The sequence below is a fragment of the Staphylococcus agnetis genome (assembly GCF_011466855.1).
GTDB classification, from domain to species: Bacteria; Bacillota; Bacilli; order Staphylococcales; family Staphylococcaceae; genus Staphylococcus; species Staphylococcus agnetis.
The window spans coordinates 739,806-761,725 of sequence record NZ_CP045927.1; the positions used below are offsets into that span (position 1 = coordinate 739,806).

Annotated in this window: 30 protein-coding genes and 1 pseudogene; 20 read left to right on the forward strand and 11 right to left on the reverse strand. The window is 33.1% G+C overall.

Annotated elements, in window-relative coordinates:
* Positions 1-25 precede the first annotated feature (25 nt).
* From sdhA to GJE18_RS03700, 5 genes are all read left to right on the forward strand, one after another.
* The gene (gene sdhA / locus GJE18_RS03680; RefSeq protein WP_037566150.1) at positions 26-1,792 is read left to right on the forward strand and encodes a succinate dehydrogenase flavoprotein subunit; all 1,767 of its coding nucleotides are present in this window, start codon (positions 26-28) and stop codon (positions 1,790-1,792) included.
* Entirely contained in the window at positions 1,792-2,610 is an 819-nt protein-coding gene (gene sdhB / locus GJE18_RS03685; protein ID WP_107368709.1) for a succinate dehydrogenase iron-sulfur subunit, read from the forward strand. Before sdhA ends, sdhB begins: the two co-directional genes overlap by 1 nt.
* Positions 2,611-2,804: 194 nt before the next feature.
* Positions 2,805-3,605 carry a glutamate racemase gene (gene racE / locus GJE18_RS03690; RefSeq protein ID WP_037566154.1) on the forward strand — a complete coding sequence of 267 codons (801 nt, stop codon included), beginning with the start codon at positions 2,805-2,807 and terminating at the stop codon, positions 3,603-3,605.
* 13 nt (positions 3,606-3,618) lie between these two features.
* Entirely contained in the window at positions 3,619-4,206 is a 588-nt protein-coding gene (locus GJE18_RS03695; protein WP_105995273.1) for an XTP/dITP diphosphatase, read from the forward strand.
* Complete coding sequence (locus tag GJE18_RS03700; RefSeq protein WP_105995272.1) at positions 4,203-4,703, forward strand: YfcE family phosphodiesterase; 501 nt, start codon at positions 4,203-4,205, stop codon at positions 4,701-4,703. Before GJE18_RS03695 ends, GJE18_RS03700 begins: the two co-directional genes overlap by 4 nt.
* Positions 4,704-4,812: 109 nt before the next feature.
* Here the strand turns inward: GJE18_RS03700 and GJE18_RS03705 are convergent, their stop codons facing one another.
* Positions 4,813-5,127, reverse strand: a complete 315-nt coding sequence (locus GJE18_RS03705) for a hypothetical protein (protein WP_105995271.1) — start codon at positions 5,125-5,127, stop codon at positions 4,813-4,815.
* A gap of 134 nt (positions 5,128-5,261) precedes the next feature.
* Between GJE18_RS03705 and GJE18_RS03710 the strand changes: the two genes are divergently transcribed.
* Positions 5,262-6,122, forward strand: coding sequence for a M23 family metallopeptidase (locus tag GJE18_RS03710; RefSeq protein WP_107368710.1), 861 nt, complete (start codon positions 5,262-5,264; stop codon positions 6,120-6,122).
* A gap of 403 nt (positions 6,123-6,525) precedes the next feature.
* Here GJE18_RS03710 and GJE18_RS03715 read toward each other — a convergent pair whose 3' ends face one another.
* Positions 6,526-7,764 carry an aminoacyltransferase gene (locus GJE18_RS03715; protein WP_107368711.1) on the reverse strand — a complete coding sequence of 413 codons (1,239 nt, stop codon included), beginning with the start codon at positions 7,762-7,764 and terminating at the stop codon, positions 6,526-6,528.
* A gap of 287 nt (positions 7,765-8,051) precedes the next feature.
* Complete coding sequence (locus tag GJE18_RS03720; protein WP_157951762.1) at positions 8,052-8,399, reverse strand: complement inhibitor SCIN family protein; 348 nt, start codon at positions 8,397-8,399, stop codon at positions 8,052-8,054.
* A gap of 570 nt (positions 8,400-8,969) precedes the next feature.
* Here GJE18_RS03720 and GJE18_RS03725 point away from each other — a divergent pair.
* Positions 8,970-9,902 carry an MFS transporter gene (locus tag GJE18_RS03725; RefSeq protein ID WP_338062715.1) on the forward strand — a complete coding sequence of 311 codons (933 nt, stop codon included), beginning with the start codon at positions 8,970-8,972 and terminating at the stop codon, positions 9,900-9,902.
* A complete protein-coding gene (locus GJE18_RS12305; RefSeq protein ID WP_338062716.1) occupies positions 9,829-10,131 on the forward strand; it encodes an MFS transporter in 303 nt (100 codons plus the stop codon). The genes GJE18_RS03725 and GJE18_RS12305 overlap by 74 nt, the downstream gene beginning before the upstream one ends.
* Before the next feature lie 1,989 nt (positions 10,132-12,120).
* Here GJE18_RS12305 and GJE18_RS03735 read toward each other — a convergent pair.
* Positions 12,121-13,146 carry a tyrosine-type recombinase/integrase gene (locus tag GJE18_RS03735; protein WP_107368713.1) on the reverse strand — a complete coding sequence of 342 codons (1,026 nt, stop codon included), beginning with the start codon at positions 13,144-13,146 and terminating at the stop codon, positions 12,121-12,123.
* 129 nt (positions 13,147-13,275) lie between these two features.
* Here GJE18_RS03735 and GJE18_RS03740 point away from each other — a divergent pair, with 129 nt between their 5' ends.
* Positions 13,276-13,893: a hypothetical protein gene (locus GJE18_RS03740; protein WP_240928894.1), complete on the forward strand. Its 618-nt coding sequence runs from the start codon at positions 13,276-13,278 to the stop codon at positions 13,891-13,893.
* A gap of 149 nt (positions 13,894-14,042) precedes the next feature.
* On the opposite strand, the gene GJE18_RS03745 is transcribed toward GJE18_RS03740, so the two are convergent.
* The 5 genes from GJE18_RS03745 to GJE18_RS03765 all read right to left on the reverse strand — a co-directional run bounded on the left by GJE18_RS03745 (position 14,043) and on the right by GJE18_RS03765 (position 16,513).
* The gene (locus GJE18_RS03745; protein WP_107369029.1) at positions 14,043-14,222 is read right to left on the reverse strand and encodes a hypothetical protein; all 180 of its coding nucleotides are present in this window, start codon (positions 14,220-14,222) and stop codon (positions 14,043-14,045) included.
* A gap of 629 nt (positions 14,223-14,851) precedes the next feature.
* Positions 14,852-15,028 carry a hypothetical protein gene (locus GJE18_RS03750; RefSeq protein ID WP_157950565.1) on the reverse strand — a complete coding sequence of 59 codons (177 nt, stop codon included), beginning with the start codon at positions 15,026-15,028 and terminating at the stop codon, positions 14,852-14,854.
* Positions 15,029-15,098: 70 nt separating this feature from the next.
* Positions 15,099-15,584 (reverse strand): hypothetical protein, encoded by a 486-nt coding sequence (locus tag GJE18_RS03755; protein ID WP_105989105.1) that lies wholly within the window; start codon positions 15,582-15,584, stop codon positions 15,099-15,101.
* A gap of 51 nt (positions 15,585-15,635) precedes the next feature.
* Positions 15,636-15,779: a hypothetical protein gene (locus tag GJE18_RS03760; RefSeq protein WP_157950627.1), complete on the reverse strand. Its 144-nt coding sequence runs from the start codon at positions 15,777-15,779 to the stop codon at positions 15,636-15,638.
* A 20-nt stretch (positions 15,780-15,799) separates the two neighbouring features.
* Positions 15,800-16,513, reverse strand: coding sequence for a helix-turn-helix domain-containing protein (locus tag GJE18_RS03765; protein ID WP_107368750.1), 714 nt, complete (start codon positions 16,511-16,513; stop codon positions 15,800-15,802).
* Here GJE18_RS03765 and GJE18_RS03770 point away from each other — a divergent pair.
* The 3 genes and pseudogenes from GJE18_RS03770 to GJE18_RS03780 all read left to right on the forward strand — a co-directional run bounded on the left by GJE18_RS03770 (position 16,476) and on the right by GJE18_RS03780 (position 17,094).
* Positions 16,476-16,650 (forward strand): annotated as a pseudogene (locus GJE18_RS03770) (transcriptional regulator). The gene GJE18_RS03765 and the pseudogene GJE18_RS03770 sit on opposite strands and share 38 nt — an antisense overlap.
* Positions 16,647-16,916, forward strand: a complete 270-nt coding sequence (locus GJE18_RS03775; protein ID WP_107368752.1) for an SA1804 family transcriptional regulator — start codon at positions 16,647-16,649, stop codon at positions 16,914-16,916. The pseudogene GJE18_RS03770 and the gene GJE18_RS03775 overlap by 4 nt, the downstream one beginning before the upstream one ends.
* Before the next feature lie 13 nt (positions 16,917-16,929).
* Positions 16,930-17,094 carry a hypothetical protein gene (locus GJE18_RS03780; protein WP_165805336.1) on the forward strand — a complete coding sequence of 55 codons (165 nt, stop codon included), beginning with the start codon at positions 16,930-16,932 and terminating at the stop codon, positions 17,092-17,094.
* A gap of 6 nt (positions 17,095-17,100) precedes the next feature.
* Here GJE18_RS03780 and GJE18_RS03785 read toward each other — a convergent pair whose 3' ends face one another.
* A complete protein-coding gene (locus GJE18_RS03785; RefSeq protein ID WP_105985969.1) occupies positions 17,101-17,370 on the reverse strand; it encodes a DUF3892 domain-containing protein in 270 nt (89 codons plus the stop codon).
* Positions 17,371-17,493: 123 nt separating this feature from the next.
* Between GJE18_RS03785 and GJE18_RS12145 the strand changes: the two genes are divergently transcribed.
* The gene (locus tag GJE18_RS12145; protein ID WP_240928895.1) at positions 17,494-18,303 is read left to right on the forward strand and encodes a BRO-N domain-containing protein; all 810 of its coding nucleotides are present in this window, start codon (positions 17,494-17,496) and stop codon (positions 18,301-18,303) included.
* A gap of 37 nt (positions 18,304-18,340) precedes the next feature.
* Entirely contained in the window at positions 18,341-18,541 is a 201-nt protein-coding gene (locus GJE18_RS03795; protein ID WP_037566186.1) for a hypothetical protein, read from the forward strand.
* Here GJE18_RS03795 and GJE18_RS03800 read toward each other — a convergent pair.
* Entirely contained in the window at positions 18,525-18,779 is a 255-nt protein-coding gene (locus tag GJE18_RS03800) for a hypothetical protein (protein WP_037566188.1), read from the reverse strand. The two genes, GJE18_RS03795 and GJE18_RS03800, sit on opposite strands and share 17 nt — an antisense overlap.
* An 84-nt stretch (positions 18,780-18,863) precedes the next feature.
* Between GJE18_RS03800 and GJE18_RS03805 the strand changes: the two genes are divergently transcribed.
* The 6 genes from GJE18_RS03805 (at position 18,864) to GJE18_RS03830 (ending at position 21,919) form a co-directional block, all read left to right on the forward strand.
* Positions 18,864-19,124 carry a hypothetical protein gene (locus tag GJE18_RS03805; RefSeq protein ID WP_107368749.1) on the forward strand — a complete coding sequence of 87 codons (261 nt, stop codon included), beginning with the start codon at positions 18,864-18,866 and terminating at the stop codon, positions 19,122-19,124.
* A 265-nt stretch (positions 19,125-19,389) separates the two neighbouring features.
* Positions 19,390-19,716 (forward strand): DUF771 domain-containing protein, encoded by a 327-nt coding sequence (locus tag GJE18_RS03810; protein ID WP_107368748.1) that lies wholly within the window; start codon positions 19,390-19,392, stop codon positions 19,714-19,716.
* A 387-nt stretch (positions 19,717-20,103) separates the two neighbouring features.
* The gene (locus GJE18_RS03815) at positions 20,104-20,370 is read left to right on the forward strand and encodes a DUF1108 family protein (protein WP_107368747.1); all 267 of its coding nucleotides are present in this window, start codon (positions 20,104-20,106) and stop codon (positions 20,368-20,370) included.
* Positions 20,367-20,585 (forward strand): DUF2483 family protein, encoded by a 219-nt coding sequence (locus tag GJE18_RS03820; RefSeq protein ID WP_107363742.1) that lies wholly within the window; start codon positions 20,367-20,369, stop codon positions 20,583-20,585. Before GJE18_RS03815 ends, GJE18_RS03820 begins: the two co-directional genes overlap by 4 nt.
* A complete protein-coding gene (locus GJE18_RS03825) occupies positions 20,586-21,353 on the forward strand; it encodes an AAA family ATPase (protein WP_107368746.1) in 768 nt (255 codons plus the stop codon).
* A gap of 23 nt (positions 21,354-21,376) precedes the next feature.
* Positions 21,377-21,919 carry a single stranded DNA-binding domain-containing protein gene (locus GJE18_RS03830; protein WP_107368745.1) on the forward strand — a complete coding sequence of 181 codons (543 nt, stop codon included), beginning with the start codon at positions 21,377-21,379 and terminating at the stop codon, positions 21,917-21,919.
* Position 21,920: the final 1 nt, after the last annotated feature.

The following is a 21,920-nucleotide window of genomic DNA, read 5'->3' on the forward strand; positions in this document are numbered from 1 at the left end:
ATCATTTCAGGGGAGTGACAATGCTATGGCAGAAAAGAAAATTATTGTTGTCGGTGGCGGACTTGCAGGCCTAATGTCAACAATTAAAGCGGCAGAACAAGGGGCTCACGTAGACTTGTTCTCAATTGTTCCAGTTAAACGCTCACATTCCGTATGTGCACAGGGTGGTATTAATGGAGCAGTTAACACGAAAGGTGAAGGTGACTCACCATATTTACATTTTGATGATACTGTATACGGTGGCGATTTCTTAGCAGATCAACCACCAGTAAAAGCTATGACTGAAGCAGCACCTAAAATTATTCATTTACTTGACCGTATGGGTGTGATGTTTAGTCGTACTAAGGAAGGTTTATTAGATTTCCGACGTTTCGGTGGCACACTTTTCCATCGTACAGCATTTGCGGGTGCAACGACGGGACAACAGTTACTTTACGCGTTAGATGAACAAGTACGTAGCTATGAAGTTGATGGCTTAGTAACAAAATATGAAGGTTGGGAATTTTTAGGTGTTGTTAAAGATGATGAAAATAAAGCGAGAGGGATCATCGCTCAAGATATCACAACATCTGAAATTAAATCTTTCGGTTCAGATGCGGTCATTATGGCAACAGGTGGCCCAGGTATCATTTTCGGTAAAACAACAAACTCTATGATTAATACAGGTTCAGCTGCATCGATTGCGTACCAACAAGGGGTACATTATGCAAACGGTGAATTCATTCAAATCCATCCTACGGCGATTCCTGGGGACGATAAATTACGTCTGATGAGTGAATCCGCACGTGGTGAAGGTGGTCGTATATGGACGTATAAAGATGGTAAGCCGTGGTATTTCTTAGAAGAGAAGTACCCTGACTACGGTAATTTAGTACCGCGTGATATTGCGACACGTGAAATTTTCGATGTTTGTGTCAATCAAAAACTAGGTATCAACGGTGAAAACATGGTTTATTTAGATCTTTCTCATAAAGATCCACATGAACTTGATGTAAAACTTGGTGGTATCATCGAAATCTATGAAAAATTCACGGGTGACGATCCACGTAAAGTTCCGATGAAAATTTTCCCAGCTGTTCATTATTCTATGGGTGGTCTCTACGTTGATTACGATCAAATGACGAATATTGAAGGATTATTTGCTGCTGGTGAATGTGACTTCTCTCAACATGGGGGTAACCGTTTAGGCGCGAATTCATTACTATCTGCCATTTACGGTGGTACAGTTGCAGGTCCTAATGCTGTTAAATATGTTGAAAATATAGATAAATCCTATGTCGATTTAGATGAAAGCATTTATCAAAAACGTATCGATGAAGAACAAGCGCGTTTCGATAAACTTCTAAATATGAAGGGAACGGAAAACGCCTACAAATTACATCGTGAACTAGGTGAAATTATGACAGCAAACGTAACGGTTGTGCGTCATAATGATCGATTACTTGAAACGGATAAGAAAATTGTTGAGTTAATGAAGCGTTTTGAAAACATTGATATGGAAGATACACAAACGTGGAGTAACCAAGCCGTATTCTTTACGCGTCAATTATGGAACATGCTTGTATTGGCACGTGTCATTACGATCGGGGCATATAATCGTAATGAATCACGTGGTGCACATTACAAACCAGAGTTCCCAGAACGTAATGATGAAGAATGGTTAAAACATACAATCGCAACATATAATGGGCCAACTGAAAAACCTACGTTCACTTATAAACCAGTGGATGTAAGTTTAATTGAACCTCGTAAACGTGACTATACTAGTAAGTCAAAAGGGGGTAAAAAATAATGGTTGAAACGAAAGAACAAGTTTCAAATGAAGGACAACAGCAAACAACACATCATAATAATAAAACGATTAAATTGATTATTAAACGTCAAGATAATGCAAATTCAAAACCATATGAAGAAGGTTTCGAAATTCCTTATCGTGAAAATTTAAACGTAATCGCTTGTTTAATGGAAATTCGTCGTAACCCGATCAATGATAAGGGTGAAAAAACGACACCTGTTACTTGGGATATGAACTGTCTTGAGGAAGTTTGTGGTGCATGTTCAATGGTTATCAACGGTCGTGCTCGCCAATCTTGTTCAACAATCGTAGACCAATTAGAACAACCGATTCGTATTGAGCCGATGAACACGTTCCCTGTGATCCGAGACTTACAAGTTGATCGCTCACGTATGTTTGATAATTTAAAACGCATGAAAGCATGGATTCCTGTAGATGGCACATACGATTTAGGTCCTGGACCACGTATGCCTGAAAAGAAACGTCAAACAGCTTATGAGTTATCTAAATGTATGACGTGTGGTGTGTGTTTAGAAGTTTGTCCTAACGTGACGCCTTCAAATGACTTTGTGGGTGCACAAGCCATTTCACAAGTACGTTTGTTTAACTTGCATCCAACTGGTGCAATGACAAAAGATGAACGACTTGATGCATTGATGGATCAAGGTGGTTTACAGGCCTGTGGTAACTCACAAAACTGTGTTCAAGCATGTCCGAAAGGCATACCTTTAACAACGTCAATTGCAGCACTTAATCGTGAAACATCATTCCATATGTTCAAGTCATTCTTTGGCTCAGATCATAAAGTAGACTAATACCATTAATTTAGAAGCGGAGGCCATGTGTCTCCGCTTTTAATATATTCAAGTTAAGATTTGGATACATCATTGAGCGATATAATTTCATTCATAGCATGATGATGCGTTAGGAATGTAAAGAATGTGACTTATCAACATATGCGGTGTATGATAAAATGTACAACAAGTATAAAAAGAATAGGATGAAGAAAATGGAGAGACCTATCGGCGTCATAGATTCGGGAGTAGGAGGTCTCACAGTCGCAAAAGAAATCATGCGACAATTGCCAAACGAAACGATTTATTATCTCGGTGATGTGAGCCGTTGTCCTTATGGTCCTAGATCTCAAGAAGAGGTACGTCAATTTACAATTGAAATGGCGAACTATTTAACGCAATATGATATTAAAATGCTTGTTATTGCATGTAATACTGCGACAGCCGTCGCGTTAGAACCCTTACAAAAACAACTCAAAATACCAGTTATAGGTGTAATTGAACCAGGGGCACGTACTGCAATTATGACAACAGAAAATCATAGTGTCCTTGTTTTAGGTACAGAAGGTACAATTAAGTCCGAAGCATACCGTCAACATATTAAGCGCATTAATCCTAATGTTGAAGTACATGGTGTCGCATGTCCTGGCTTTGTGCCGCTAGTTGAAGAACTCAAATATAAAGATCCTACTATTACAAGTATTGTGATTCATCAAACGTTAAAAAGTTGGAGACATATTAAAGCTGATACTGTTATTTTGGGATGTACACACTATCCCTTATTATTCCAACCCATTAATGAGTATTTTAATCGTGCAAAGACAGTCATTTCATCTGGATTGGAAACGGCACGTGAAGTGAGTGCACTACTCACATTTAGTCATGAACATGCCCACTATAACCCTCAACCAAAGCATCGATTTTTTGCGAATGGTCAAACTACGCATATTGAATTTATTATTAAAGAGTGGTTAAAATACAAGCATGTCAAAGTGGAAAAAATTCATTTAGGCTAGGAGGACAAAATTTATGAATGATATTGTAATTGCATCATCAAATAAAGGAAAGATTAATGATTTTAAAGTCATTTTTTCTGAATATAATGTCATCGGTATAAATGAACTGATAGATGATTTTGATGTTGAAGAAACAGGAACAACGTTTGAAGAAAATGCCCGCTTAAAATCAGAAGCTGCAGCAAAAGCATTACATAAAACAGTGATTGCAGATGACAGTGGCTTAGAAGTTAACGCCTTGGATGGTGCACCAGGTGTTTATTCGGCACGTTTTGCGGGTGAAGATAAAGATGATCATGCCAATATCGATAAAGTATTATCATTGTTAGAGGAACAAACAGATCGTTCGGCACGTTTTGTGTGTGTGATTAGTATGACAACTGCTGACGGAGAGACACACACATTTAAAGGTACGGTGAATGGTGAAATTACACTTGCTCGAATCGGTGAGAATGGTTTCGGCTATGATCCAATATTCTATGTTCCGGATAAAAATAAAACGATGGCACAATTATCTGCAGAAGAAAAAGCTCAAATTTCACATCGTCGACGCGCTATCGATCAACTTCAAGCGTACATGGAAGGGACCGAATCGAAATGAAATTGATACTTGTAAGTGATAATCATTCAGAAACAGGTATTTTACATGAAATTTATGATAAACATGATGATGCAGATACATTTATTCATTTAGGAGATTCTGAATTCACCTATCAAGATACAGAATTAAGTTTGTATCGACGTGTGAAAGGAAATATGGATTTTTACCCAGAATTTCCAGAGGAAGACACAATCACAATACAAGGGGTGACATTCTTTTTTACACATGGTCATCGTATGGGTGTGAATCAAGGCCGTGACATGTTAGCACAACACGCTAAAGCACAGGGTGCTACATTTGCGTTTTATGGTCATACGCATATTGCTCGTTATGAATATCTTCAAGGGATACATGTGATAAATCCTGGTAGTATTACACATTCACGTAGTAACGAAGAAGAAACATATGCTGAAATAAAACTTGATGATGGAGAAGGGACACTTAATTTCCGTAATCGTCAACATGATATTTTAAGTACTGTACCATTTCAATATTAAAATCGAGCGACCATCATCTATAGTTAAATTATAAAAAGGCTAAGCACAATCAACGTGTTTAGCCTTTTTATATGAATTAATGACGAGTCATATGTTAATTGCGCGTACATCATGCACGTGATAGGTTTTGTTTTACAGCTTGAACCAATGCTTTACCTTCTTGTTTAGATACAAAATCAAAAATATAAGCTTCATCGCTAAACGTCTTTATGACAATACGATAAGGCTTAAATGAGAATCCAAATTTGATAAGTTGAATCTCATTGAATAAAAATTGAGAACGTATTTCTTGGTCAGCTAAAAGACCCTTAGCTTTAAAATAAACACCATCTTCTTTTAAATAAAGTGTACCATGCACATAATTCGCATTAATAATGAGCATTGAAGCAAGAACTTGTAATGGTTCATTTTTTATCTTATTCATTGAGACACCCTCTGTTATCTTTTAAAATAATGGTATCATATTTTTTTAATCTTTTATAAGTAAAACATGATTTTCTTATTAATTAAAAATAACGTATAAGGTAGTTATTACGATATTAAAAAAAGGAGTACCCAATGTTCACTATTACTGAAATTACCGAGGCATTACATCAAAAAAGAGTAAAACACATATATCAACGATTTTCTAAATCACTACAATCACATATAAGCTATAGAGCATTTAAAAAACTATTTAAGTATTATTGTAAACATTACGGTAAGAGTGACATTTATCTCGATCGCTTTAATGCGGGTTACGGTGAAGCGATATGGTACAGTTCCAATCGTGATGCAGGGATTAGCATGACTTTTCACCAATATGAAATTACGTCAATGTTACTTTTACCAGTAGATACAGAGTCATCACATGTATTAACAACGTTTAATCAGTACATTATGCCAGTAGAAAATGAATTTTATATTTTTTGGGGCGGTGACAATACGTTGTTAAATTATCATTATCCTAATGAAACACAACGGTATGCGTATGACTTAGTGATATTAAAAGACGCTCGGTCGTTTCATCACGATGGTAGTCAGTTACGCCATTACTATTGTTTTGGCACACCAGTCATTGCGCCGAGTGAGGGTGAAGTAGTGGCGCTAAATGATGATAGAGAAGACCAACAGCCTGGTGTCGTGGATACACAAAACCTATTAGGGAATTATGTCATATTAAAGCATCGCGAGAATGAATATAGCCTTATCGCGCATTTAAAGCAACATTCATTAGTCGTAGGTGTAGGAGATAAAGTGAAACAGGGGGAACGGCTTGCTTTATGTGGCAATAGTGGTCATTCAACAGAACCACATATTCATTTTCAAGTGATGACGGATATTAACCATACAAGAGGGAAGTCCATGAAGATACAGTTCATAGATCAACATCAATATGAAAAAGGCGACATTGTATCAGGTTTAGAACAAATGAAATGACAACGGCTTAAAAATAAAATATTGTATTTTGCACCACATTAATATACACTCATATTAATTACTGTAAAGGGGGCTATTTAAGGAGTAATTCAACTTTATTAAAGATGAATTTACTTTAAAGTTATGGTGAAAATACAAATTAAAATTAGAAGAACAACACTGTCAGAATGCATTAAAGGTATCATTGGTATGACCGTAATGATAGGATGCGTGTTAGTGTTAAAGCTACTTTTTACTAAGGAGAATCTATGATGGGTAAATTAACGCTAATTAAACTACGCACGTTTTAAACTATTTCATAGGTATCATCGCGTTAATCATTGCGATATGTACCTTATTTTTATAAAGTACCAAAAATGAAAGCGCCACCTTGTCACATTTTACGTGATAAGGTGGCTTGTTTTTATTTATTTTTAAGTTGATAGATACGATAAAGAAGAGGATGAGTGACACATATAAAGTCTCCAACCAGTTCTTCGATATACCCGCCAAATCCTTTTTTGAATTGTAGTACACCATAGTCTTCAGCTTTAGTTGAAAAATCACCAGTAATGCCATAAAAATTATAACGGTCTATATGTTGTTGTTTCGCATGTTGAATCATATGCCATTGTAAGACATAACTGCCCATAAACTTGTTGAATTCAGGATCTGATCCACTAAAAAGATAGACCATTTCATCTTTTGTTTCAGCAAAAATTGCGGCAGCTAAATGGAGTGTATTGCCATGTTTCAATTGTAATTGATTTGCTACTGTCATATTTTCTTGCAACTTATCATAAATAATTTGTTGTTCTTTTAATTTATTTTGTTTTTTCTTAGATAAAGGTTGCGTTTGATTTTGTAACTGTTTTTTTATCTGTTCATCTATGTCATGTGCCTTAGTTTTTAAAATGTCAATATGTTCATTTAAATGGATATAGGCCAATTGAATCGACGTGATTTCTGGATAGTTCCTTACAAATTGTTCTAAATAAGATTTGGTAAACAGTGAAAAGCCATGTTTGATTTCTGCTTTCTGATAAAGGGCATAAAAAGCATCCATTTCATTTACAGAAAGCGTCTTAATTTTAACGCCCATTTGCATGGCTTTTTTAATACTATGAGCAGTATTGTATTCCATCCCTTTTAATATCGAGGATGGTGCTTTGTCTTTTAAATCTAAAATAGCTAACCATCTTGCTTGGCTTAATTCAGAATAACCTGTTGAAAAACCTTGATGTTGATATTGAAGCGTGTTGAATGTCTCTATTAGTGATGAAATATTAAAATCTTCTACAATATTCCCTTTAAAATCACGTATATGACGTATCACATAAGGGTCTATCAGCATAAAGATAGTACGTCTCTTTTTAAAATACTTTTTAAGCTCATTGAAATAAAATTCAACCAATGTTGTATTAGAATAATCCAACACCGGTCCTCGATGGCTATAAACGTAATTAAAATATTTTAGTAAAGGGGCAGCGGTGAATAATCCTGCTGCAACGATGTTATCGTTATCATCTTTAACCCCTAAAAGGGCCACATGAAGCCCCTTTTCTTTTCGCGCTTGATAATGTTCTATAGATTGTGTGTACTGTTTAAAGTGATGATTGATGTACTGATGATATTCATCTGGTGTAAGTTCTACAAATTTCAAAAAAGATACCCCTTTCTAAGACGCGGTCAATAAATGACTTATGGCGAGATGTCTAAAAATTAATGAAGTACGATTCCCAAAATCATTTATAAAAAACAATTATATTGCTTTCACAATAGCATAAACACTATGTGTTTGTCATGTATATGAAAGTTGTGTAATATTTAATATCGATATATAAGAGGGTATGATAAGGATATTAAAAAAAGACAAATCTTGTTATGAAATTAACAAAGATTTGTCTTTTGATTTTCCAGTAGTATAAAGGTCAAAAAAAATATTTTAATTTAGTAGTTATCAGGATACATTGTGCGTGCTAACTGATCGTAAAGTCTTTCTAATTCACCTTTTGATTGCGCCATTAGACCATAGTTTTTCTTCTTTAACGCAATTTTAGCTTTGAATTTCGCGGCAGTTAATTCGCGTTTGAAATAATCGGGTTGACTAACAGATGATAAAAGTTTTACATAAATTTTATCGTATAATTCTTTTAGTTCTTTTTCCATTTGTTGGTTATGATAAGTGCTAGCTTCTTGTGTACTTGCTTGTGCGTCAACTGTCCCCACAGTTGAAAACACTGAAGTTGCTAACATTGTTGCTGCAAACCCTGTAATAATAAGTGATTTAATGTTCATTCTAGTATATACTCCTTCTGTCTTGGTCATATGATTTTGTTTACATGATTAGTATAATTGATAAATTTCAATAAAAACATTAATTCTATATTAATTTACCTTTAATAATAATATGTAAAATAACACATTTATGACATGCATGAGTGTCACAAGTTTTATGGAGATATTCGACTCATTATGTCGTTTTTTTAATTTAAATGTTTACAAATGGATTATGAGAGGTAGAGAGTTAAAGCTCAAATAATTACTTTATTCGAGTCGACTTGAAATACTGTAACCTTTAGGTTGCGGTATTTTTTTGTGATTTTACAAGAAAAAGGAAATGGAGTATAGTGGTTATCCATTTCATTTTAATGAAGAAATGAATAATAAATTTAAAAAATGACATACATATTTATATATATTAAAACGGTGCCATAGTAGAAATGCCAAAGGGTGTAATGACACATTTAGAATTAAAATTTTTATAGAGAGGACTGTTGAAAGATGCGTTATTTAAGAAGGTGTAAAAGTGTTTCAGTGGATGTATCACTTCTAAATTAATATTAAATTTAGAAGTGAGGATAAATAATGAACTACAATAAAATATTTAACAAATCATTTATGATGCTTTTCGTAAGCAATTTCTTCATATTTATTGCTTTTGAAATGCTATTACCGGTTTTACCCGCGTATTTAAATCAAATGCAAGCGAGTCCATTACAAATTGGTTTGATCGTTTCACTTTTTACAATTGGTTCAGTATTGATTAGACCGTTTATTGGATACTATATGATTAATCGCAATGTTAAAATGATCGTTATTTTAATTACAGCGATGCTACTAATTGTCACAATAAGTTACCCATTTTTAGAAATTATTGTGATTTTAATGGCGTTACGTCTATTCCATGGTGCATTGTGGGGTGCCTCAACGACAGTCAACAATACACTAGCCATTGATTATCTTCCTGAAAGTAAGTTAGGGGAAGGTATAGGATATTTCTCAATTTCTACGACAGCAGGAGCAATCATCGCACAAAGTTTAGGAATATTTGTCTATAATGCCTATACATTTTATATTTTAATTGTTTGTGCTACTGCTCTGAATCTATTTGCTTTAGTGATGTTAACGATGCTTGATACGCCTAAAAAGGCGCATGTAGACGTTAAAGGGTTTAAATTTTTAGAATCATTAATGTTGAAAGCGACACGTTTTCAATCTGTATTAGTGGTGTTGTCTACGTTTAGTTTTGGATCCATCGTTACATTTCTTGTTATCTTTAGTGAGCAACGTCACATACCGAGCGTCTTTTTGTTCTTCGTAATTAATGCGCTCGTATCAACGCTGATTCGTCTTATTACAGGTCGTTGGTATGATAGGAAAGGACCATGGAATATTATTATTTTTTTCAGCGATCATTGCGTTCATATCCATGATTGTCCTTGCGATGACACACACTTTGCCAATGCTCATCCTATCAGCGACATTATTCGGTGCTGGATATGGAACGTTAATGCCTAGTCTTCAAACATGGGCCGTACAAAGTGTTGATCATGCGAAAAGTAGTTTGGCCAATGCGTCACTCTTTTCAAGCTTTGATTTAGGATTTGGTATGAGCTCATTGTTACTCAGTATCTTATCCAAATGGCTATCAATACAGATGATTTTTTTCATTTCATCTTTAGCGTTTTTACTTGTATTCATTTTGGTCATTCACAATGCCTATCAGTGTCGACGTTCACGTCAATGATGTATTGTAAAAATGTCTATTCAATTTAAGGCAGACCAGAAGTTTAAAAATGAGGATACCAACTTCTATCGTATTTATTGGCTAATTATTAAATTTAAACAAAAAATATTAAAAGTATGTTTAAAATATAAGTAATGTGGATATATAATACTATCTCTTGCTAGAAGTAAGCACTTCTATCTTCGAACCGTAGCCGTTGAGGTTGCGGTTTTTTTATGCACTTAAAAATAAAAAAACAACACGTTACTACTTTGAATGATAAAAGGTTATCCGAAATTATATATCGCGATATAATAGGTTGTGTAACTCTGAAGTGAATGGTACAGTTTATCTTAATGATAGTTTGGTTGGTACCTTGTCACATTTATGAGGATGCATATTGCATAATATTAAGGTTTTAGATTAATGGATAGTGTAAAGAGGGATAAGTATGCAAAAGAATAATAATGTTTTGTCAATCATAAATATTGTTACGTAACTCATAGCTACTGCAGTGATTGTTATTCAATTTATTCAAAAAAAGAAGCGCGGAAATCGTACATAATTTGAGAACAATGCATTTTCAAAGTCTCGATGTAGAACTGAAAATACAGAACAATGAGGTTTATTTGTGATTTGTTACTTTTAGGATTGGGATATAAATCATTAAACGTATGATTGCCCCTTTTTCTAAGCGCCTGACCTCAATATGGATTTTCGGTTTGATGCCTCAGAAATTTTGCCCAAGGGATGAATCACAATTCATACCATGGTCCATCACTAAGGTTAAATTTATCTATTGAGATAGATAATAGCCAATAAAGTTCTTGTATAAATGAATTTTTTGGCTTTTTTAATTTACAGAGGTACTATGTCCCAGCCCTTGTTAGAGCGCTTTTTTGTGAGACAATCACGTAGCAATATGAACGTTTCATCTAATATTTATGTATTATGTCTATAGAGGTACGACAGGTAAAGTGACGTTAATTTATGAAAAACTACTGTGGGATAAATTAGAAGTTGTGTAATAAATTAAGGCTAGCCTGTTTTAGTATGTTAAAATATGATGAGAACGGGGTCTAAACCCATCTAATTAAAAGAAGGTGTTGTATTGTCAATAAAGCTAGTGGGTATAAAGTTGGCTAAAAAAGTATTTTGATGTTACGTTGTTGTTTTATTCTCCTTGCTTTTATGACATGTTTAAAGGAATTTATACGTTAACTTTGACATGTGTAATAATATGATTTTTAAGGAGGCTTTATTTTGAAAATCTTTTTGAGTTTTTTATATTTTTTTGTATCTTTTTTTGTAATGTATTCTTTACTTAACTATGTATTTTCAAAAGAATTTAATGTCTTTCTAAATCTGATTGCTACGCTGATTTTCGCATTATTTATGACGTTATACGTATTTGTACTCAAAAGGAAGAGACATAAAAAGTAATCGACGCATTAGTTTAAAGAAGATGTATTGATATTAAGTAGAATCGTGTACAAACGTTAATATTGAATGTTGGCATAGCGCGAGATATATCGTCGGTCATTCGACAAGTTAGGGGTTTATAAGGTTCATTGACGTGTTATCAATGGAGCCACTTTGATTTTCGACATAAGGTGATGTCTATAAATTTAAAACTTTGACTAGATAGGTTAATACATTTTGTGGTACAGAAGGAATTGAGATTTTAAATTCAACTTAATAGCATATTACTCTTAGTTACAGTTAATGTTTAAATGAACTTTTTGGAATGAACTTTTTTTATTATGATATTTAAGGTAACTGTTTCAGCGATTGCCTTTTTCATAAAAGCGTTGAGTGCTGTTTAAATCACAATATAGCGCATAACGACAAACACTCAAATAAATCAAAATGCCGTTATATCAACGTTTATAGTGACGTGATATAACGGCATTTTAACAATATAAGTATTTTAGCGTCCTGGGAGGGATACTTAAAACTCTATAACGACGGGTTTTATGGGCTTTTGGGTCCCTGATGGGTCCCTAAAACTTACATTGCGCTAATTATCTGTGTTGCTTTTTCGTTTTCCTCTTTATATGTTTCTTCAAGTAAATGGGAATAAACTTCAGTAGTAACAGATATATTTTTGTGACCTAACCTTTTGGAAATGTAATATATAGAAATACCTTTTGCTAATAAATATGAACAGTGTGTATGACGTAGCGCGTGTGAAGTGATTTCTTTGATACCTAGATTGTTGCAATAAGCTTTCAAACGTTTGTTGACTGCGTTGTTTGTAAGTTCACCGAAAATCGAGCCATCCATTGTTCTAGGTATTCGATCAATAGATTTGATAATATGATTCATATCTTTTTGGCTAATAGATACATAACGTGGTGACGAATCAGTTTTATGTTCATCAATGTATATTTCACTTTTAACCTGATTAATATATTCACGCTTTAAATTCAAAGCTCCACTAATCCTGCACCCTGTGCATATCATAATAAACAGCACCAGTGCTGAAGCATTATCTTTAGTAATTAAATGTTGTTTTAATATTTCATAATCTTTTAGGTTGATAAACTTACTATCTTCACTTTTATTAGGGTTACTAGCACGATAACTCACTTTGAAAGTAGGGTTCTTTGCTATAAGTCCTTCATAAACAGCATCGTCTAAAGATGTCCTAATATAGCCGTTTAACTTTCTAATAGATTCTTTAGAATGCGTTTTTGAAAATTCATTAATAAAATCTTGGTAGTGATACCTAGATAGGTCTTTTAATTTTTTATTTCCGATAGGGTGGTTATTGATATGTTCTATAGCAGAAGCGTAAGACTTATAAGTTTTAGGTGTCACAGTGGACTTCTTAAACGTTTCGCACCATGTTTTGAAATAGTCGCAAAGTGTTAAATTAGGCTCGTATTCAATGCCTTGCCTTAACTCATTTAACTTATCTAATCCCGCTGAATTAGCCTCACGTTTAGTCCTAAAACCTTTCTTTCGATATCTTTTACCCTCGTATTTAAACTCATATTGCCACTTTTTTCCGTCATAACATCGTGTTTGCATACTATCCCTCCTCAAAAAGTAAAAAAATAATAAGGGTACGTGGGAGTACCCAATATATAGTTTAATGCTATTAAAATTAAACACATTGATAAATACATGTTATAATTAAAGAAAAAAGTAGGTGAGATATTGAACATTTTAGAGATACCAATATTAAGTGCTATCGTATCTTCAGGAGGCTTTGGTTTCTTATCATTTCTCTTACTAAACAAAATGGGGAAAATAAAAGTTTATGATAATCAAGATAGAGTTTTTTATAATATTTCATTATCTCTCACAAATTTCATCATCTTGTTTTCACTAACTTTGCTTATGAACCTTTGGATGAGTATTCAAATTTCAATATTATTATCTCTTATTGGAACGCTAATATTATCTATTGCTTATCCTTTTTTAATACCGTTATCAATAATAGAGAAAATGAAAATCGAAATAAACAACTCAAGGAACGTAAGTGGGTTAGCTTATCAGTATGCCGAACCAGTTAGAGAAATCATCTTCAACAATAACAAACATACCGTTGTTTATATTTTTGATTTTGAAGAAAAATTAATAAACTGTGGATACATTACTAACTTTAACACTCAAAACAACGAACCTACTGAATTGATCATTGAACCTTTCGACGAAGAACCACCTTTAAAAACTTTCAATGATATTGTTGAATGGTCACAGAAACCAGAAAATGAATCTAAAGTCTTAATAAATACAAACGAAAAAACACAAATTTATTTTATAGAAATGTAATTCATTTTTTACCGGGTGGTTTTCTAGTCCCCTTATCTTTACTAGGTTTACCTAAAGACCTTGTGGAACCATTCTTATATTTACTCAAAACCTCACCTCCCTGCAACGTCTACTAAAGTAGGCGTTTTTTAATCCCCTTAACCTCTAAGTTATTCTTCAATACCAATCTTTTTATTATTTCCAGAGAGTAGATCAGAAAATTCTTCTTTTGTCATGTTTTTCAATTCTTCTTCTGTAATTGTTTCAGTAACGCGGGGGAAGCTATTAACTCTTTTTAAAATTTCTACTAAGTCCCAACCTGTTTCTTCAGTAATATCTTTTATATTCATTTTAATCAAACTCCCTTAAGATAATAAGTTAAATTAAGATAAGTAACAAAGGTAGTACAAGTAAAGCTAGTGTTAAAATCACAAATGATAAATCTTCTCCCATATGGTTATCAATACGTTTATACAACTTATACATCTCACTTGTAATATATAAATAATATTGATAAAATATAATTGGTTCTCCTAATTAGCGAAGAACCTAACAGTTATTTTCATTTTGGCCGCTCCCTGTCACATTGGAGCGGTTTTTTCTTGAAGAATAAAAATTAAATTGTTATAATGCAATCAGTTCACTGATGAATAGTGAGCTATCATGAATATTTGTATTTGTTTGCCGCTCCTTTTCCCATGAGGAGCGGTTTTTTGAATCAACTTACACTTTTTTAATACCAAATACCAATAATACTAAAGGTATAGAGAGGAAGATAGGCATTATAATAACTAAAGGTAAAGTCATTATAGCTATAAAAAGAAACGTTTCGTCGATTTTATACTTAATTTTTTTCAAATTTTATTCCTCCAGTTTTTCTATCATTATAATTCACATTAATATAAATGCTAATATTCCTAATAAGGTAATTATTGATAGGAGAATAGTTAAAAGAGTGTAAAAGCCATTGTTATTTTTATCAATCATTAATATCCTCCCACGTTCTACCTAAAAGAAACTTTTTGAATTCTTCTTTAGTCATGTCTTCTAAACTTTTAATAGTGATTTCTTCTGTAACGTATGGAAGACTATTAATCCTTTTTAAAATTTCAATTAAACTCCATCCTGTGTTATCAGTTATTTCTTTTAAGTTCATGTATTAGATCCCCCTTGTTGTTCTAAACTTTATCTAGATATAGTGATTTAAATATGAAGGCTACTATCTTTTATTTTTGGCTCGAAATAAGTATTCCTGTTACTTTTCCATCTGTATTTAAATCAAAAGATGCATAGTAATTTTTGTTTGATTTAGTAGAATAGTATGTTCTTATATTAGATTTATCAATCTTCTTTAATGTTGCATCTTTCTCCATATAGTCGTGGACTTGTTGATCTATAATAGATTTGTCATTTTTAAAATCAAGAGGGTAATGATTAAAACTTCGTTTCACATGGATGATCTCATCATCATTATTTAAAAAATACGTAGTTGTATTATCATTACTTGGATAGGCGATAGACCCTTTTCTTTTAATGTTTTTATCATTTAATTTATTATAAACAATGTTGTTACTTGATCCCCGGACTTTATAGTCAGATTCCAGTTGTTTTTTGCTTTCATTAGAAGAATTATTTTGATTTTTCTCTTCATTTTTACTGCAAGCAGTAAAAATTAAAACACATGCTATAATTAAAGTAATAATAATTTTCATTCTTTGAATCACCTATTTTTTTAAAATTTTATTTTAAGTATTCAGAGTAAATTAGATTTGTTCATTCCTATACTCTTCTTCAACGTATTTTTTCACTAAATATTCTAATATTAAAGGAGTCATGAGTGGATTATTTTCAAATTCTTGACGCAATTCTTTAATCTTTTGAATTAGCTTCTCTTCTGGATTAAGCAAGATTTAATCCCTCCTATTTTTTATAAAATCACTTTGCCGACTAATTTAACGCTTTGATTCTCATAAAAATGAAGGTCTTTGTAATTTTTATTTAATGAGATTAAAGTTAATCTGTCATCTTCTACAATCACCTTCTTTAAATACGCCTCTTCTTCAATGATAAATATTCCTATTTGACCATTCTTTATATTATGCGTTTTCTCCACAAATATAATTTCGCCATCTTTAAACATAGGTTCCATAGAGTCACCGTTAACTTTCAATGCTAAATCATGTGGAGGTACTGGAGCCTTAACCATTTCAGTAAATAACGTTTCTTCATGCAGACGTTCTCCCACACCTGCAGAGACGCAACCGTTAACATTAACTTCAATTTTATCTTGTTTATAAGAATTAATATCGACAACATTATCGCCTTTGGAATTCTGTTCTTCTAGTTGATCGTGAGCATAGTTGAGGACGTTTTGTTGGCGAGGAGGTGTGAGTTTATTGTATATGGAAGTGATGTCGTTGTCGTCTTTGTATGTAGTGTCTATGTCGCTTTTGCCAACACCAAAAACGTCAGCTATTCTTTGTATAACTCCATGTGATGGGTTTGAGCGCAAATTTAAATAATCACTTAAAGTGGAAGGTTTTATGTTAATTAATTCAGCAAGTTTCTTTTGAGACATGTTTGAATCTTTTAAGAATCTTCTAATATTTTTGGCAATGATCATATTTCTTTCTTTGTTCATTTTACTTACCTCCTTTTTTCTTATTATACGAAATTTTCATATCATAGTAAAGAAATTTACGAAAAAAACGTATTTTGTGTTGACAGTACGAAAATTTCGTATTATATTAGTATTACCGAAAGGCGGTGACAACATGAAAACATTAAAAGAGTTGAGAACTGATTACGGATTAACTCAAGAAGAGTTAGGAGATTTATTTAGTGTCTCCTCACGTACAATTCAAAATATGGAAAAAGATTCCACCAATATTAAGGACAGCTTACTTTCCAAATATATGAGCGCTTTTAATGTTAAATACGATGATATTTTTTTAGGTAACGAATACGAAAATTTCGTATTTATGAATAATAAAAAGAAATCAATCATTTTAGCATTTAAAGAAAAACAAAAACAACCAACATAAAGGAGGACTAATGATGAAAGATTTCTACGAAAAATTACAAGAATTATTAGAAAAGGCACAAAACAATGATATAGAGCCAATTGAATGGGCTCAAGTGAATGAAGAGTCGGGTGATGAAACAATCATTACTACAAAATTTAAATATAAAGTCCCTACGCCGAATAAGCATAAGGACTGAAAAAAACTAAAATCTAGGCAAGCTCAGCAGATTATCTGCTTCTGTTCCATTTCCAACTGTGCGAATGTAGGGAGAACGTCCTAAAGGATGAACAGACTCAACATTTGCTCTAGAACTGTAAGAAGTTGTATAGAAATATTCCATTCCACTATCTAAATATCTTACAACTTGAGAAACAGTTTCAGAGTGACCATTATGCAATAATACTTCGCTGATTTTTTCAGTTCCATTATTTGCATTACTAGTTAGCCTAATTCTTTTGATTTCATAAGCCATATATTAATCACCACCAATCTGACGCAATAGCATCAGTAAAATTATAACACATTATATTTTGTAGAACTCAATTCATTAAAAATATACATGTATACAAGTTTTAGAGAAAGGAGCATAAACAATATGCAAGAATTACAAATTTTTAATTTCGAAGAATTACCAGTAAGGACATTAACGGTAGACGATGAACCGTATTTTGTAGGTAAAGATGTAGCTGAGATTTTGGGATACAAAGATGTTTCGAGCACGGTTTCGAAAAATGTGGATTTAGAAGATAAAACCACATTGCTAATTCAGCAAGATGGTTCTAATTACAAATCTCGAACAACAGTAATTAACGAATCAGGATTGTACAGTTTAATATTTGCAGCAGCGCAACAAAGTGCTAATCCAGTAATTAAAGAGACGGCTAGAAAATTCAAACGGTTTGTTACATCTGAAGTTCTTCCTTCAATCAGACGTACAGGAACATATTCAGTTAACCCAACTATACAGGAGTTAGCGAATAATCCAGAGTTAGTAAAAATGTTGGTTGAACAAATTGCAAGACTAAACGATTCGACGAGTAATCAAAGTGAAGATTTAGCTTACTTGAAACGAGCTGTAACAGGAGAGTACGTGACACCACAAGACATCGTTGCTATTCAATATGCAATTACAAATAAAGCTGAGAAATTTGTAGAAGGTTTAGGTATTCAACTTTCACTTGAAGATGTGTTGGCTGGCGATATTTACGAGATGGCGAGAGAGAACAAGCGTCAGGAACAACAAAAGAACTATCACATTGGTAAAGCTAAAAGCCGATTACTTGTACTAACTAAAAAGCACTTAGGCATGAAAGGCAACGCACCTAATAACCACATCAAACGAAAAGATGTAGATTTGGCAATCCAATTTATCAAAGATGTTAGACCATCGGCTATCGAAATATAACCCACAATCGAACAACCAACATAAAGGAGGACAAACAATGAAAGAAATAAAAAAGCTAGCAGATCCAGAAATTCGTGTTATTGAAAAAGTTAAAAATTTACTCAATGAAGAACAAAAACTATTAAAAAAGGGATTAAACGAAGAAATAAAAAATGCCAAACTTTCATACGCTGAAATAAATGAAGTTCTCTACCTAATAGATAGAGAACAACATTATCTAGCTAACCATCGTCGCTAAGTTGAAATTGGCTAAATAAATCTTTGTCAGCCTTTTCAGAATCAGCAATATATTTTTCATACTGCTCCTTAGTTCCGCCCAGAACATATTCAGTATTGTAATAAGCTTGTCCGTTATCCAAAATATGAGTCAATTTTGTACCAACGTGAACAAGTTCCCAACCATCTTTGAGAAAGCTATTAACAGATTTTTCAGCCATATCATCATGAAAAGATAAAAGATGATAGTAATTTTTCATAAGTTTTTCACCTCCTTAACAGGAGTATAGCAGAAAATTTATGAACAAAATTCACAATTGAACAACTAATTTAAGGAGGACATTATGAACGAAGAGCATAAAAAGGAATTAATGTCGATATTAAATGACAAAAATCATCATTTAACAAAAGCCAAACTATTATTACTCGCTTTAAGAAGAGGAAGTGCAGATTACAATCGTTCAGTCGGCTATTTAATAAAGTGTTTGAACGAGAATAACCGACCGAAAGAAGAATTTAAAACACAATCGATATTACCAATGCTGTTATCGATACTAGCAACGATAATGTCGATAGTAGCAGTGGTATTGCAAATTTTAAATTAAAGTTTTCGAAGAATTCTCTACCCTCATCAGAGATATAGACGTAATCGTCATGAATAGGAAAATAACCGTCAAAATCCACAATTTTTTGATAGATGTAATTTTTGTTTAATAAACGATCAGTAGTTCTATTATCTTTGTATTTCAATTGGCCTTTAAGGTAAAGCGAAAATAAGTAACAGTACATTTTAAAACTCATACTTATCACCTCCTCTCATAAGGAGATAAGAAAAGTATAGCACAACAAATATAAATAGGAGGTGCCCTTATGGTTCAAACAATACAAATAACTGCATCAATTCCTGAAGGATTTGTACTCATTGAAAGTGAAAAGTTTAGAGAATTAGAGGATTTAGCAAATGACCCAGTGTGGGATCTAAAAGACCTAAAAAAGAAATTAAAAATGTCGGCTGATGACACTATCAAAAACAAGTTTTTATTTAATCCCAAATTCGAAAAAGAACTCAAGCGACTTGGAATTGCACACTATCCAGATGATTCATTTAATCGATGGAGATTCAACGCTAGAAAAATGAGCAGATATATCGATGAAAATTTTGCAGAAATTATCAAAGCGAAAGGAGTAGGAATTTAGAATGAATAAACTGTTAGCTCTAATCATCGCATTAATAACAACGTTCGTAGTGACTACACCTTTCGCGTTCGAGGCTTATTTCACCACAACGATATTCGTATCAATAATCACAATGACAACTACTTATTATGCATCAAAGTATGTAATTAGTGCATAAAAAAAGACTGGATGTAGGGGGAATCCAACAAACAGTCAGTGATTGATATTGTGCGAAATATCTAAGTACATTATATCAAGATTTCAAATATTAACAATATACAATGTGTGTGTTTTTGGATGAGATTACACAAAAAAAGACTGAATGCTAGTGTGGGCTAGCAAACAGTCAAGGTCGGAGTACTACGTTAGATTCCGACCTCATTATATCAAATAAGGAGGAAAACGCAAATGTATTACGAAATAGGACAAGAATTTTCGAAAACAATCACGATAGATGGATTCAAATTTTATATGTACGTAGCCAAAACTAAATTCGGAGTCGATGTAACAATTCAAGATCGTGACGATAATACGGTCAGTGAAATCAAAATAAGTGATTTATCTGGTATGAACAGTGCTACTGACCTTTTAACGCAAGATGCGCGTACATGGATTGAACAAAACGTAGATGAATATGACCACATTATGAATCAACTGTTAGGAGGGTTTCGATGAGTAAAGTAGTTACTTACTTTTATAAGCACAAAGATTTAGACATTTATGTAACGAACCGTCCAACAGACGCAAACCCTAACATCAAGTACTCAACAGATAAACGTGATGCACGTAAATTCGATGGAATGGAAAATGTGCTAATCGATACAGCAACACATGACGTTTATAAACACACGCACACTGAAACTGATGAAATTGAAAGGGTGGAATTATAGATGGTCGAACAACACGATATTCTAAATAAATTAGATATACAAGATCTTTCAAAACAAAACAAAGAAAAGTATTACAAATTTGTAGTGTATGGTCGTCCTGGTACTGGGAAGACAACATCACTTACTAGAGAAAACAACGCATTGGTACTCGATATAAACGAGGATGGAACTACAGTGGTTGAAAAAGGATTAGGCGTATCGATTCGAAATTTCAATCATTTAGCAAAAATAATTCAATCTCTACCAGACATTTTGACTCAAGCAAGAGCAAATGAACGACCTATTGACATTGTAGTGATAGAAACTGTTCAAAAACTGCGTGATATTACATTAGACCAAGTGATGAAGGGTAAGACGCGTAAGCCTCAATTTACAGATTGGGGAGAAGTAGCAACAAGAATAATCAGCATGTACCGGTTTATAAGTAAGTTACAACAGGAGTACAAATTTCACTTTGCTATCACAGGGCATGAAGGCAACAGTTCAGATAAAAGAGAAGACGGAACGTTGTTTAACCCTTCAGTAACTATTAAAGCGCAAGATTCAATCAGGGATGCTGTAATAAGCCAATCAGACGTACTGGCAAGAACTTATACAGAAACAGATCTCATAGATGGAGAAAGGTCTACTAGGTGGATATTTAGTGTTGAACCATCAGAAGATTACGAAACAAAAGTAAGACATTCGCCATCAGTAACGCTTAATAATAAAAAATTCGAAAACGCATCATTATCAATGTTAGTAGATGCAATTAGAAATGGAAACTAATAAAAAGTAAAAGGACGGTAATTATGAAATTCAATTTAAATTTACAAGGCGCTCAAGAGTTAGGTAACTATATTCAACCAGGATCATACAGTGTGAAAATTAAAGGTTTCGAAAACAAAGAAAGTAAAAACGGACACCCACAAATCGCAATTACTTTTGCGCATAAAGAAGAAGGAGAATTCACTCATTATGCAAACGGTGATACTTCAAATGATTTTGCTAAAAACTGGTTGTATACATTTTTGAAATCTGTTGGCATTCAAGATAACAACGGCCAATTCAGCTTCACTGACAAAGATATTATCGGAAAACCTATCAATATTGAATTAGAACGAAAGTACAACGAATATACAGATAAATGGAATACAGTATTAAAAAGATTTTGGAAATTTGAAGGAACGCCAGTATACGAAAAAATTGGCATCAAAGAAAATGAAAAAAACGATTCAGATAATAAGGGTCAAGTGCAAACAGGTAATGTATCCAATGGCTCAGTAACAAGTGATAATCCATTCGCAAATGCAAACGGACCAATTGATATTTCTGACGAAGATTTACCTTTCTAGG

What these genes read in the sequence shown, in the direction of transcription:
- GJE18_RS03815 (WP_107368747.1), top strand. Translation starts at nt 20,104, where the DNA reads ATGTATTACGAAATAGGACAAGAATTTTCGAAAACAATCACGATAGAT.
- racE (WP_037566154.1), top strand. Translation starts at nt 2,805, where the DNA reads ATGGAGAGACCTATCGGCGTCATAGATTCGGGAGTAGGAGGTCTCACA.
- sdhB (WP_107368709.1), top strand. Translation starts at nt 1,792, where the DNA reads ATGGTTGAAACGAAAGAACAAGTTTCAAATGAAGGACAACAGCAAACA.
- GJE18_RS03825 (WP_107368746.1), top strand. Translation starts at nt 20,586, where the DNA reads ATGGTCGAACAACACGATATTCTAAATAAATTAGATATACAAGATCTT.
- sdhA (WP_037566150.1), top strand. Translation starts at nt 26, where the DNA reads ATGGCAGAAAAGAAAATTATTGTTGTCGGTGGCGGACTTGCAGGCCTA.
- GJE18_RS03775 (WP_107368752.1), top strand. Translation starts at nt 16,647, where the DNA reads ATGAAAACATTAAAAGAGTTGAGAACTGATTACGGATTAACTCAAGAA.
- GJE18_RS03705 (WP_105995271.1), bottom strand. Translation starts at nt 5,127, where the DNA reads ATGAATAAGATAAAAAATGAACCATTACAAGTTCTTGCTTCAATGCTC.
- GJE18_RS03765 (WP_107368750.1), bottom strand. Translation starts at nt 16,513, where the DNA reads ATGAACAAAGAAAGAAATATGATCATTGCCAAAAATATTAGAAGATTC.
- GJE18_RS03820 (WP_107363742.1), top strand. Translation starts at nt 20,367, where the DNA reads ATGAGTAAAGTAGTTACTTACTTTTATAAGCACAAAGATTTAGACATT.
- GJE18_RS03780 (WP_165805336.1), top strand. Translation starts at nt 16,930, where the DNA reads ATGAAAGATTTCTACGAAAAATTACAAGAATTATTAGAAAAGGCACAA.
- GJE18_RS12305 (WP_338062716.1), top strand. Translation starts at nt 9,829, where the DNA reads ATGACACACACTTTGCCAATGCTCATCCTATCAGCGACATTATTCGGT.
- GJE18_RS03720 (WP_157951762.1), bottom strand. Translation starts at nt 8,399, where the DNA reads ATGAACATTAAATCACTTATTATTACAGGGTTTGCAGCAACAATGTTA.
- GJE18_RS03810 (WP_107368748.1), top strand. Translation starts at nt 19,390, where the DNA reads ATGGTTCAAACAATACAAATAACTGCATCAATTCCTGAAGGATTTGTA.
- GJE18_RS03700 (WP_105995272.1), top strand. Translation starts at nt 4,203, where the DNA reads ATGAAATTGATACTTGTAAGTGATAATCATTCAGAAACAGGTATTTTA.
- GJE18_RS03830 (WP_107368745.1), top strand. Translation starts at nt 21,377, where the DNA reads ATGAAATTCAATTTAAATTTACAAGGCGCTCAAGAGTTAGGTAACTAT.
- GJE18_RS03785 (WP_105985969.1), bottom strand. Translation starts at nt 17,370, where the DNA reads ATGGCTTATGAAATCAAAAGAATTAGGCTAACTAGTAATGCAAATAAT.
- GJE18_RS03800 (WP_037566188.1), bottom strand. Translation starts at nt 18,779, where the DNA reads ATGAAAAATTACTATCATCTTTTATCTTTTCATGATGATATGGCTGAA.
- GJE18_RS03805 (WP_107368749.1), top strand. Translation starts at nt 18,864, where the DNA reads ATGAACGAAGAGCATAAAAAGGAATTAATGTCGATATTAAATGACAAA.
- GJE18_RS03710 (WP_107368710.1), top strand. Translation starts at nt 5,262, where the DNA reads ATGTTCACTATTACTGAAATTACCGAGGCATTACATCAAAAAAGAGTA.
- GJE18_RS03735 (WP_107368713.1), bottom strand. Translation starts at nt 13,146, where the DNA reads ATGCAAACACGATGTTATGACGGAAAAAAGTGGCAATATGAGTTTAAA.
- GJE18_RS03695 (WP_105995273.1), top strand. Translation starts at nt 3,619, where the DNA reads ATGAATGATATTGTAATTGCATCATCAAATAAAGGAAAGATTAATGAT.
- GJE18_RS03795 (WP_037566186.1), top strand. Translation starts at nt 18,341, where the DNA reads ATGAAAGAAATAAAAAAGCTAGCAGATCCAGAAATTCGTGTTATTGAA.
- GJE18_RS12145 (WP_240928895.1), top strand. Translation starts at nt 17,494, where the DNA reads ATGCAAGAATTACAAATTTTTAATTTCGAAGAATTACCAGTAAGGACA.
- GJE18_RS03725 (WP_338062715.1), top strand. Translation starts at nt 8,970, where the DNA reads ATGAACTACAATAAAATATTTAACAAATCATTTATGATGCTTTTCGTA.
- GJE18_RS03755 (WP_105989105.1), bottom strand. Translation starts at nt 15,584, where the DNA reads ATGAAAATTATTATTACTTTAATTATAGCATGTGTTTTAATTTTTACT.
- GJE18_RS03745 (WP_107369029.1), bottom strand. Translation starts at nt 14,222, where the DNA reads ATGAATATAAAAGATATTACTGAAGAAACAGGTTGGGACTTAGTAGAA.
- GJE18_RS03750 (WP_157950565.1), bottom strand. Translation starts at nt 15,028, where the DNA reads ATGAACTTAAAAGAAATAACTGATAACACAGGATGGAGTTTAATTGAA.